This window comes from uncultured Sulfitobacter sp. (assembly GCF_947499945.1).
GTDB lineage: Bacteria > Pseudomonadota > Alphaproteobacteria > Rhodobacterales > Rhodobacteraceae > Sulfitobacter.
The window spans coordinates 18050-29999 of sequence record NZ_CANMQD010000011.1; the positions used below are offsets into that span (position 1 = coordinate 18050).

Here is an 11950-nt window from a genome sequence, read left to right on the forward strand (position 1 = left end):
GAAAAGGATACCGCCCCATGACCGATGACCCATCATCTGAGCAACCCGACCTCCCTGCCCCTTCCGATGCTGAGTTGCGCGAAACGCTGGATCGTTTGGGCGATTTGTCGTTGCGCGTGTATGATCAGGTGCAAGAACAAACAAAGGCTATCAATCATGTTGCTACGGCAGCTAACGAGGCGCGTCGTGCGGCCAAAAACGCCGAACAACAAACGGATCCTGAGCAATATGCTGATTTCGCTGTCAGGCTCATTGATGAGCGCACCGGCGAGATTTTGGGAAAAATGAACCGAACATCCAGTGATCTGAGTTCAGTGGTGAACCATGCGCAAGATGTTCTCAGAAAAGTGGAGGACGATGGGTCCGCTTCTTATCGTGCTATCTGGGAACGTGAACAAAAGGTAGATCGGTTCAAGGCACGGCTACCGTGGTTAGCGGGTGGCTTCGCGATTCTGTTTGTGGTCTGCCTGCTTGTTCTTCCTCGTTTCTTAGCATCTGTCCCCTCCGGCTGCGCTGTCCTTGGTGGTTCATGGACAGCAACAACAACGGGCGTTCCGATCTGTGTGCTTTAACCTGTTGAGGCTGGACGATTCGCCTAATTGGTTTGCGATTGAGATATCTGAGCTGATTTTCGCTAGTGTTATATATGTGTTATAATATGTGTTACGGACCGTTTGAGTGCAGTTTTACGTCTAAATTTCAATGGGCTACTGTTTTGACGTGCAGCTAATATCCCGTTCAGATGCAGGTGTTATCCCTAATAGTGCAGGCGTTATCCCGATAAGGCTTGATGTGCAGCTAATATCCCGATAACAACTAAAGTGCAGCTAATGTCCCGTTGAGAGCAGGCCTTATGAAAGAAAACAATCCCCCTCTTCTACCGGATAGATATCCTCAAACGGATCTGTTTATCTGTGATGTCGCGGATGCCGTTATCAAGAGCGACATGGCTTCAATGGAACACCCTATCTTTACTCTGTCCAAGAAGCCCATTCGAGAGGTCAAAACTTACGAGCACGGAGATATCGTACTTGAGGTAACACCGAGCTCAAAAGGCATCGCTAACATCTACGACAAAGACATTCTGATTTTTGCCATAAGCCAAATCATGGCTGCGAGGAACGAAGGACGTCCCTATTCGCGGGAAATCATGTTTCAGGCACGCGATTTCATGGAGTTTAGCAACCGACATACTGGAGGCCACGACTACGATCTTCTGCGAGACTCCTTGGATCGGCTTGATGGCACGCGACTGCGAACCACTATCAAGACCGGTGGTGAGGAAACATGGGAAGCCTTCGGTCTCATAGATGGGGCAAAGATCAAACGAACGCGGAAAGACGGGCGAGTAACGGAATGGGGGCTGCGCTTGTCTGAATGGCTGTTCAAGGCCATCGAAGCGAACGAGGTGCTAACCTTACACCCTGATTATTTCCGCCTTCGGAAGCCCATTGAACGACGTATCTACGAAATTGCCCGCAAACATTGTGGCGCGAAAGAATTTTGGCAGATCGGATTGAAGAAGCTTCAGAAAAAATGTGGCTCTAGCGACGCATCAAGGAATTTCCGGATGGCTGTCAGGGCATTGTGTGAATTTGATCACTTGCCGGACTACTCGGTGAGCATGGAATCCGACATGGTTTCCTTCAGAAACCGTAACTCGGCCCCTGCCCTTCTTGGTGACGGATACACTGTAAATCTTCGGCCAGACACTTTTGAGGCGGCTCGAAGGGCCGCTCCGGGTTGGGACGTTTATGTGATTGAGAGAGAATGGCGAGAGTGGGTTGTTTCGCTTCTCGATCAGGGGATGGAGCCGCCAAGAAGCCCAGACAATGCTTTCATTGGGTTCTGCCGCAAGTGGGCAGCACGGCAAGATTCGTGATATAAAAAGTAACGTGATATTTAATATGCCGTATATTATGCCGAGTATATAATATTACGTGATACATAAAAATACGTGACATATAAAATTTCACGTTATATTAAGTGCCGTAAAAAGAGGCAGAGCAATGATCGTTAGCGTTTTATCCCCCAAAGGTGGCTGCGGAAAATCCACATCGGCGCTTACGCTTGCGACGGTATTCGCAAATAATCCTGATTTGTCAGTTGCGATAGTCGATGCTGATCCGAGGCAAAGTATTGCGCGGGTTTGGCTTGGAAAGCGCAAAAGTGAGGGCTTGGGAGAGCCACCCTTTAAGGTGATTTCTGATCCGTCTGATAGTAGTATCCTTGATACGCTGGAGGCTGCGGAAGCAAAGCACGATCTAGTATTCGTCGATCTGGAGGGGGTTGCAGGCCTGATGGCGTCGTATGCTGCCTCGGCTTCGGACATGTGTATTATCCCGATGCGGCCTAGTGCATTGGATGGTGATGCGGCGGGTGCGGCTCTCAAGATGATCCGGGATGCTGGTCGTGCAGCCCGAAGAACTGTGCCGAGCAGAATTCTGATAACCCAAACTGACGCTGCCATCGTGACAAAATCTCATAAAGAACTGCTTGCCGAATTGGATGGGGCAGGGATCGAGCGGCTTCAAACGGAACTCATGCGTCGCGCGCCTTTCGAGCGCGTGATGGCCGAAGGAAAAACACTTTTCGAACTGGGTCATACTCAGTCGGTAGCCAGTGCGATCAGCAACACTGCGAGACTCGGTAAAGAACTGGCTGAAATACTGGAGGCGGAATAGTGGCTAATAGCTTTCTGAACCTAGACGATGACGATGATAAACCGCAAACTGACATCAATATTGGCGCAGGCCTAAAGAGCAAACCAAAAGTAACTCGAACCAAACCAGACAAGGGTGCTGTAGCAAAGGCGGGGGAAGCGCATGGCTTCACGCGAACAACCGATCCATCTGCCGCACCAATGCCATTGCCCAGAAGAGGTAGGCCACCTTTAAATGAGGCCATGACATATTGGCGCATCTATCTCTCGGACACGCTTCGTGAAGAGTTGAGCCAACTCCGAGATGAAGAGGGCAGGCGACTCAATGATGTTATTGAAGACATGCTGGTCGCATATAAGAAGACGAAAGATTGAGTCGCCGAGTGATGGAAACACGACTTGAAAACATGGTTCATGTCAAAATTGTTTGGGCATGAACATCGAGATCAATAAATGTGTAAGCAATCTGTTGACACATGTAAGCTAATGGGCTACACACGTCAATGATAAAGACCTTCGACAACAAACAACTCAAGGCTCTTTGGGAAACAGGGAAGTCCAAAATCGATGCGAGGTTCCATTCGCGCATTCTACGCCGGTTGGACGCTCTGGACGCTGCAACAAGTCTAGAGGACATGAAACTACCCGGCTTCGACTTTCATGCTCTCAAAGGACACAAACCAACCCGCTACACAGTCCATATAAATGGGCCGTGGTGCGTCACTTTTGAGTTCAACGATGGCAATGCGTACGTGCTCGATTTCGAGCAATATCACTAGGAGATGATGATGAGCCGTAACCCGAACCGCTGTCCTACGCATCCAGGTGAGCTGCTGCGTGAAGATGTGCTTCCAGAAGTCAAAAAGTCAAAGGCTGAGATTTCTCGGCTACTCGGTATTTCTCGGCAACATTTGCATGACATTTTGGCTGAACGGAAACCCGTGAGCCCTGAGGTCGCTGTGCGCCTTGGCAAGCTGTTTGGCAACGGTGCCGGTCTTTGGATCAGGATGCAGGGTGCCTATGATGAATGGCAGGCATCTCGTGCGGTTGATGTATCAGCGATACCTACTTTGATCGCGGCTGAGTAATTAGACTTTTGCTTAAGAGCTTATGTTAATTGAACGAATTAGAATGACACGAATTTGACAAAAATTGAGAAGCCTGGAAAAGGCACAAAAATTCGCGAAACCACGCGCGTGACAGCTGAGGCGGGAATGTCTTTTCTACCTGGTGGCGGCATCTTCAACTCTTTCACACGGTGGTTATTGCCCTCCAAGTTGGACAAGCAAAAAGTTGACTGGCAAGAGGATGTTACGCAGGCAACCAATCAACAGGGCAAAGATATCAAAGGCTTAAAGGGAGAGACGGAGGTCTTACGCCTTGAACACTCCGACCTGGTTGAGCGTATCGATGATACAAAAGAACACGTTCAAGCACTTGCCCGCAAAGTGGACATCGGGATTGTGGAGACAGATCCGCTCGATGGAGAGCTGGAAATCTGCCGAGAATTGGTTCTTGAAGAAAAGTATCAAACAGCACTGGATCTGCTTTCTAAGAGATTCAGTGACCCTAAGCGTTCAAACCAAATTTCGCCAACGCTGAAGGCACGTGTTCTCTCATTGCAAGGCCTGTGCTTGAAGCATCTTGGCCAGTTTGATGAGGCGGCACAGCACTTTCTGACTGCTCTTTCCATCGATCCTAACAACCCTAAAATTCAAGCAAATGCGGTTGTTGGGTATCTTATCAAAGAGGATACCGATGCGGCTGTAACGTTGCTAGACCGACTGATCGCAGATGAACCGAAGTCTGAGATGCACTGGGCTAATATGGTTTATGCCAAAAGCCGTTCCGGCGAAGTGCTCGACTTGGAAGAAGTTCCTGAAGTTGTGCGGCAGTCGAAAGATGTGTGCGTTGCGATTATAGACGCCAAGCGGCAAAATGATGACTCAAGCTGGGTCTCGGAGGCGTTGGACTTCGCGCAGCTTCACCCGACCTCTAAGCGGGCACAGCGCCATGGCGCAGAGGCGGCACTCGACATAGCTGTACAATCCATTGTGCAGGATACCGACGACCCAGCTGATAAAACCCGCGCCATGGCTAGAGTAAAAAAGGCGGCAGCGGAACTGAGCAAGCAGTGGCATGAGCATATGGAGATGGAAGCTGCGAAGGCAGCCCCTGACGTCACGCTCTTGCAAAATACGCTCGTGGCCTACCGGATCACTGGCGACAAAGAGGCAGCCAATGCTTTGGTCCAATCACATGCTGACCTTCTTTTGTCCGATGATCGAGCGAAACAAGCCCTCGGGGCGTTTGCTATCGATACGGGTGATGATGCATTACTTGACCGGGTTTTGGCCTCCGATTTTAGTGGTTCCGCAATTCTCAGGCTTGAGAAAGCTTTGCGTGATAGCGATTGGAAGCAGGCGCTTGAACTTTGTGAAACCAATCCGGAAGAGATCGCTCTCGCTGGGAGGATCGCTCCTGCCTTCGCACGTGATGTATTACACGCGATGCTCGAAGATGAAGATGCGCGGCAAGCTGCGTTTGAGACGATTTTCCAGCGGCAAGAACAGCCGATTCCGCAAAATGATCTTTTCCTTTGCCAGATGGCAGCAAAAGCCGGGCTATCGGACCTATCGGTGACTATCTTCGAGCGTACCGTGGCGGCTGATATAGGTACGGATGCTGAACTGAGACGTGCTTTGGCCAGCGAAGCGATGGAACGTGACCTATCGGATATGGTGATCAATCTGCTTCAAGATCATGTCGATCCCGCGCACGATGATAGAGCGAGACGTTGGCTGGCTATCTCGTATGCACGGTCAGCTATTCCGCAAGAAACCGGCGTTGCTTTCTTTGCAAGTGTGCGGGCAACTCGTGATACCGACGCGGAGATCAACAGGGCTGGCGGACATTTCCACCTCAATCGCCGTCGCCCCGGAGAGGCTGCGCCGTGGTTTAGACGGTCGCTGGCAGCAGAACCAAACAACGTGCGCACGCAGCTTGTTTATTGGCAGACACTTTCGCGGGATGGAGCGTCTCGGCGCGCGGAGGATTTTCTAGCCGCTGTTAACCTGACAGCGCTTGAAGGCCCTGGCGGGGACCGCATGAGTATGGCGCAGCTACTTTGGCGAAACGGTCGCGAGGACGCGCTCGAATACGCCTATGATTTGGTCTTGCGACACCGGAATGATCTTCAGGTTTGTCTTGGCTATAGCGGCTTAATGCTTGCAGATGCGTTCGATGAGGATGCTCTCCAGCTTCCGCATTTTGAGGCTGTGGCAACAGGGGCGATGGTACGGTTGTCGCGTCCGAGCCAAGCCGACTGGACTATCGTAATCGTCGATGGCGATTCTGATATTCCCAGCCACGTGAGTGTGGACAACGCAATTGTTCAACAGGCCATAGGAAAGCGTCAGGGCGAGCAGTTTGAAACGACGTCAGGCCCAAGCACGTTCATTTGGACGGTAGCAGAGATAAAATCGAAATACCTGCACTTGTTCCATGAACTCACACGAACGCTGCAAGATCAGTTTCCAGATAATGGAAGCTTTTACTCGGTGACGATTGTTGATGATGACATCACACCTATCCTTGAAAGCTTGCGCCAACGTCGAAGTTCGATTGAACGCTTAGAGGAGAGTTATCGCGATAATCCTATGCCCTTGGGGGCGATGGCTGGGGCGGGCGGCGGCAATGTCATCGACTTCGCAATACATCTAGCGCAGAGCGGCCAGAAGATATTCAGTGCTACGGGTCATGTCGAAGATACAGGAAGAGAAATCAAGATCGCAACCACCGCGAAAGACCAGGTCGTTGTTCTCGATGCATACACAGCATGGCTCTTGGAGACACTCAACGTACTAGAAGCAACCAAAGACGTGTTTCCCAAGCTGACAATCCCAGCCTCCTCAGTGGATGATTTTTCAGAAATTATTGAGAACCTGGGAAATAGTCCTGACGGCCGAAAATCTATGTCTGCTCAAGATGATGGATTTACCATCCAAGAAGCTACCGCCGATGAAGTAAAGGGGCAGGTTACCGAGATTGATCGGCAACGTCAGAAAATCACATCCATCTGTGATGTCGTTGGCATTGAAGTGCCATCGGGAATGAGCGCTGATCTGCTCAGTCTTGCAGATTTTATGGGGAGTCAGTTTGACTGTCTAAGCGTCGCCCGACGGGAAGAAGGTGTGGTCCTTTCGGCAGACCTTCGGCTCCGGCAGATCGCAACAGCGCTGAGTGGCCAGGAAGCATTTGGCATTGATGCTCTTTTACGGGTTTTGGCAGCTGAGGAAGCGATCAGTATCGAAGCCTATGCTGACGTTTTGCTAAACCTGTGCGGACATGGACATGCGTATGTTGCACTCAATGGTCAGATCCTGATGCGGATGTTGATGGCGGATGAAACTGCTAATCTTCAGCGCTTTGAGCGTGCGGCAGCTTATCTTGGCACCCCTGACGCCGATATCGAAAGCCATCTCAGCACCGCTGCAGAATTCATGCGCCGTGCCTTTCGTTTTTATGGGGCCAATGTGAAAGCCCAACGGGCCACGAGCATCATTTTGCGAAACCTGATCCGTATGAAGGGCGTAAGTCTTGCCAAAATGCTGAATTTTGTTGTGCAGGAAGCCCGCGACGTTCGGATTGGTCAATTTGTTTCACAATGGCTTCGCGGACATTTTCTTCTCGAAACCTATGAACGCGAGGTTGAGGCTAGCCGTGCCGAGTAAGCTACCTACCTTGCAGATCGCAGCTTATGGCAGGAACGAACCCAGCCCAATCAATGCTGTATTTACTTAAATGACGGTTATTTGTCGAGCAATGCACGCATTAGTGGGTTGCTTAAAGGACTGTCGGGCATGCTGTCCCGTCGGTATGGAATATTGAAGTTAATTAAGTCGTCGGACTCGCGCGAAGCTTCGACGCCAATGCTCTCAGCCATGTCTTCCAAAATATCGCCGATTGCCTCAAAGGTATCCAAATTTTCCCATTTCCCAAATTCGCTCCAAAGCGCCTGCTGCGCCTCTATCAAGCGCTCATAGAAAGGAGCAAACCATCCGAATTCGGCCCCTTCGGTCAGGGCTGCCGGATGCGTTTCTGGAGTTTCTTGCGCCGCCACTGCACCCAAGAAGTACGATGAATACTTCAACAAATCGCCAAGCTTCCCATACACTTCTGCTGCAATCTGCCCAACATCCCCATGGATTCTATATGCCTTGATCATTTCGTGGCATTGGCTTGTGGTATCGTCCAACACTTGGCCTAAGGTTTCGAGGTAGCCGTCTGCGGGATCATATCCGATTGAGCCAGAGATGCGGCATACTGCGTACTCATCCCACGTTGCCAAGATTACCTGCCAGCGCATGTTGTCTAGGATGTTGCTGTGCGATTTCTGAAGAAGAAATTTGGGAAATGATTTATCAAATGCTGCCGTAACCTCTACATGAGCGCATTCGTGTGCGACCAAATGAAGTGATTGCCCAAAGTACTCGGATTCCTCCCCTGGCTCTTCGAGGATGCTGAGCGCATAGTTTGCATTTAGGACAAGATGCGTTTTGATCATACCATCGCGAATTACTGTCGGTGCCATTGCGACACCAATAGCGACGCCTTTGGTAGCGGTGAGTTTGTAGGTTGTCTCGTATCCACGATCAAGCTCTGCTAGTGCTTCATCGTAGTCAAACGCAACCGTCACGCCATCTAGGTTAGTGAGATCAATTGATTGACTGATAACGCTAAGGATGGAGTGGAATTTGTACATCGCATTTTTGGCATAGTCCTCATCTGCAAACCCCCTAGCGGAAAAATTCAGATCGCCCGGAATCGTAATGTCATTTGGAAGTTCGTCGGCCTTGCCGTTTTCATCCTGCAAATTAATGATCCTTCACCCATAAGGCTCGAAATTGTCCGTCCATAGCCATATATGGGGCGCAGTCTATGCAGACGCAACAATATCTGGATGATTAAATTGGTCGCGGCACGGTCGCAGCGAAGTGACGGTAAGCTCGCGTTGTGTAGGTCCATTCAGATGAGGGGACGGCGGCTTCCACTTGCTCTACGAGCAATGTTTAACAAAATTGGTAATAGTGTTAAACGATCCGCACACAATCAGCGTCAACGGATAGGGCAGGGGCCCGTTTTGGACCTTGTTGTTTAACAGTCTTCGGGTAAACTGTTAAATATGAGCGAAATGACCCTTTATGACCCTCATGGAAACCGCCTCTACCTCAACGCTGAAGAGCGGGCCGCATTTCTGTCCGTGGCGCGTCAGCGGCCTGCTCGTGACCGCACGCTCTGTGAGACGCTTCACTATACCGGATGCAGACCGTCAGAGCTGATCGAAATCACGCCAGCCCGCATCGACCTCTCCGGCGGGGCCGTGACCATCAGATCGCTCAAGAAGCGAAAAGACAGCGCGGGCGAGCAAAAAGCCGTTTACCGCGCGATTCCTGTGCCGCCCGATTTTCTCGACACATTGAACACCGCCCACGGTATTCGGGAGGCTCAGAAATCGCGCAAGCTGGCGCATGTACCAATCTGGGCGCTGTCCCGTGTTAGGGTGTGGCAGATCGTCAAAGGCGTGATGATCGAGGCCAAGATTGCCGACGCGGCGCACCGCAGCCCGAAAGGTTTGCGGCACGGGTTCGGCATCAATGCAGTCGTAAAAGGTATCCCGCTGCACATGCTCCAAAAATGGATGGGCCATTCGCAATTGTCCACTACGACGATCTACGCCGACGCGATTGGCAAAGAAGAGCAGGACATAGCTGCGAAGATGTGGAACTGACGGATGCACCTCACGCGAACTGACCCAGAAACCAACCTTTATCGGTACTACCGATTGGAGATTGTAAAAGGCCTCTTTGGAGACTGGGGATTGGTCCGGGAGTGGGGACGGATCGGCAGTTCGGGACGGGTGCGCACAGATTGGTTTGGAAGTGAGCGCGACGCAAAGGATGCGCGTTTCGCACTGCACATGAACAAGGCCAAGCGGGGGTATGATTGACCCATTAGGGCGATCTGGGGACAAGGTACGCGGGCAGGGGCAGGGGGCTTTCTTGCCATTCGCTGCATGGTGCATGAACTCACACAATGCGGGGTGGCCTCAACTGGTCGACGCAACACTTTAATCTTTAGCAAGAGATGGAGTGTTTGCCATGAAATATCGTCGCAGGATTTATTATTCGGCTGAACAGCGTGCTGAGATTTGGGATCGGTGGCAGCGAGGCGAGTCGATGAGGTCGATTGGGCGCGTTTTTGATCGCCAATCATCCTCAGTCTTTTCCGTGATCTCACCAACGGGTGGGATACGCCCACCAGATCGCAGACGTGGGCAAGTTGCATTGAGCCTTTCTGAGCGCGAGGAAATATCCCGCGGGCTCAGTATCAAGCAGTCCTTGCGTGCGATTGCACGTCAGTTGCAACGTGCGCCCTCGACGATCAGCCGAGAGGTGCGGCGCAATGGTGGCCTTGCAGGTTATCGTGCGACAGCGTCTGATCAAGCGGCCTGGGATCGCGCGCGGCGTCCCAAGTTGTGCAAGCTGGCTTGCCACCCGAAGTTGGCCTGCGCAGTATCAGCAAAGCTGCGGCGCAAGTGGTCTCCCGAGCAGGTTGCGGGCTGGCTCAAACGCGCTTTCCCAGGAGAGGCGCACAAACAGGTGTCACACGAAACGATCTACAGAAGCCTTTATATACAGGCGCGAGGCGTCCTTAAAAAGGAACTCCTGGAGCATCTGCGCGCAAGACGGACTGTCAGGCGCTCCAAACACGCCAGCCAGAAGCGCAGCGGGAATGGCCAGATTAAGAATGCTGTATCTATCAGTGAAAGGCCTGCGTCCGTCGAAGATCGCGCCGTTCCGGGCCACTGATGGTGTGGATGCCTCACCCCGGAACCGGCATCAAAGTGTGCCATAGTGGTGATGTTGAAAGCACCAAATTGGAGGAGGCATCCATGAACGAAGTTACAATGATCGGCGTCGACTTGGCAAAGTCAGTTTTCCAGGCCCATGGGGCAACAGCGGTAGGTGAACCTGTGTTCCGCAAGAAACTATCTCGAGGGCAATTCTTGAAGTTCCTGAGCGAACAGCCGCCCTGCGTGGTCGCGATGGAGGCATGTGCGTCATCGCATTATTGGGGACGTGAGATCATGAAGTTGGGCCACGAGGTCCGTTTGATCCCGCCCATTTACGTGAAGCCCTTCGTCAAGCGTCAGAAGAATGACGCGAACGACGCTGAGGCCATTGCAGAAGCAGCCGTCAGGCCCACAATGCGGTTTGTGCCTGTTAAATCGGCTGAACAACAATCCCGTTCTATGGTTTTTAAGACGCGTGATTTGTTTGTCCGGCAACGGAATGCGATCATCAACGCGCTGCGCGGTCATTTGATGGAATACGGGATCATCGCCCCGCCCGGTCGAAACTTTGTGAAGAAATTGGCTGAACAGATCGAAAGCCCGGATTGTGACTTGCCTTCAATCGTTATTGAACTCAGCCGCGTACATTTGGATCAGCTCAGTGTCATCACGGACAAGGTTGTCGCGATAGAAAGGCGTCTAAAAGAGGAATCGAAATCTGACCCCTAAACGATCCGTTTGCAGACTGCACCGGGCATTGGGCCTGTCAGCGCCATGGCAATCAAAGCGTTCTCACCCCCACTGGAGGGCTTCAAGCGAGGACGCGACTATGCCGCTTGGCTCGGGTTAGTTCCTGTCCAGAAGTCTACCGGCGGCAGACAAATATTGGGTAAGACATCAAAGATGGGCCAACGTGATATCCGCAGGTTATTGATTATCGGTGCCATGACCCGGATCAGATGGGCAATCAAGAATGGACCGCCTAAAGGTTCTTGGCTTGAACAAATGTTGGATCGCAAACCTCGCATGCTGGTAGCCATAGCACTCGCCAATAAAACCGCGCGCATCATCTGGGCGATGATGACCAATCACGAAGATTATCGAGATCCGATCGCGGCAGTGTAAACTGCAACGCTCGGTATGATGTGAGAAGGACACTGAGACAGTAAGGACAAAATGATCGATTAGATCGAGGTTAGGAAAACCAGGCCCTCCCAGAGAGCTTAGCGCTCGTGCCATTGATTTGGACCTGACCTCCGCATCGCCATACCGGCCCGCGGCATGTGAAACGCCGCAATCAGAGGCCTGACACATGACCGTACCCGATCACATGTTCAAACCGTTGAGAATATCTCTTGCATCAAACGAGGCATCCACACATGGGAGGGCGACTTGATTGGCGGATCCAAGAATAGCTATATCGCAACCCTCGT

Annotated in this window: 11 protein-coding genes and 1 pseudogene; 11 read left to right on the forward strand and 1 reads right to left on the reverse strand. The window is 51.6% G+C overall.

The window, feature by feature from the left end; genetic code table 11:
• The first annotated feature begins 17 nt into the window (after positions 1–17).
• The 7 genes from Q0775_RS19495 (at position 18) to Q0775_RS19520 (ending at position 7395) form a co-directional block, all read left to right on the forward strand.
• Positions 18–572 (forward strand): hypothetical protein, encoded by a 555-nt coding sequence (locus Q0775_RS19495; protein ID WP_298865160.1) that lies wholly within the window; start codon positions 18–20, stop codon positions 570–572.
• A 281-nt stretch (positions 573–853) separates the two neighbouring features.
• Entirely contained in the window at positions 854–1882 is a 1029-nt protein-coding gene (locus Q0775_RS19500; protein ID WP_298865163.1) for a replication initiator protein A, read from the forward strand.
• 127 nt (positions 1883–2009) lie between these two features.
• Positions 2010–2684 carry a ParA family protein gene (locus tag Q0775_RS19505; protein WP_298865166.1) on the forward strand — a complete coding sequence of 225 codons (675 nt, stop codon included), beginning with the start codon at positions 2010–2012 and terminating at the stop codon, positions 2682–2684.
• Positions 2684–3037, forward strand: a complete 354-nt coding sequence (locus tag Q0775_RS19510) for a hypothetical protein (protein WP_298865168.1) — start codon at positions 2684–2686, stop codon at positions 3035–3037. The genes Q0775_RS19505 and Q0775_RS19510 overlap by 1 nt, the downstream gene beginning before the upstream one ends.
• 128 nt (positions 3038–3165) lie before the next feature.
• A complete protein-coding gene (locus tag Q0775_RS20035) occupies positions 3166–3441 on the forward strand; it encodes a type II toxin-antitoxin system RelE/ParE family toxin (protein ID WP_366863722.1) in 276 nt (91 codons plus the stop codon).
• Positions 3442–3450: 9 nt separating this feature from the next.
• Entirely contained in the window at positions 3451–3750 is a 300-nt protein-coding gene (locus Q0775_RS19515; protein WP_298865169.1) for a HigA family addiction module antitoxin, read from the forward strand.
• Positions 3751–3804: 54 nt separating this feature from the next.
• Entirely contained in the window at positions 3805–7395 is a 3591-nt protein-coding gene (locus Q0775_RS19520; RefSeq protein ID WP_298865172.1) for a tetratricopeptide repeat protein, read from the forward strand.
• Between the two features lie 77 nt (positions 7396–7472).
• Here Q0775_RS19520 and Q0775_RS19525 read toward each other — a convergent pair whose 3' ends face one another.
• Positions 7473–8537: a hypothetical protein gene (locus Q0775_RS19525; RefSeq protein WP_298865175.1), complete on the reverse strand. Its 1065-nt coding sequence runs from the start codon at positions 8535–8537 to the stop codon at positions 7473–7475.
• A gap of 309 nt (positions 8538–8846) precedes the next feature.
• Between Q0775_RS19525 and Q0775_RS19530 the strand changes: the two genes are divergently transcribed.
• The 4 genes and pseudogenes from Q0775_RS19530 to Q0775_RS19540 all read left to right on the forward strand — a co-directional run bounded on the left by Q0775_RS19530 (position 8847) and on the right by Q0775_RS19540 (position 11642).
• Positions 8847–9452, forward strand: coding sequence for a site-specific integrase (locus tag Q0775_RS19530; RefSeq protein WP_298865177.1), 606 nt, complete (start codon positions 8847–8849; stop codon positions 9450–9452).
• Between the two features lie 3 nt (positions 9453–9455).
• A complete protein-coding gene (locus tag Q0775_RS20040) occupies positions 9456–9671 on the forward strand; it encodes a WGR domain-containing protein (protein WP_366863723.1) in 216 nt (71 codons plus the stop codon).
• A 229-nt stretch (positions 9672–9900) separates the two neighbouring features.
• On the forward strand, positions 9901–10533 hold the full coding sequence (locus Q0775_RS19535) for an IS30 family transposase (protein WP_298865179.1): 633 nt from the start codon (positions 9901–9903) through the stop codon (positions 10531–10533).
• An 83-nt stretch (positions 10534–10616) separates the two neighbouring features.
• Positions 10617–11642: pseudogene (locus tag Q0775_RS19540) on the forward strand (IS110 family transposase).
• Positions 11643–11950: the final 308 nt, after the last annotated feature.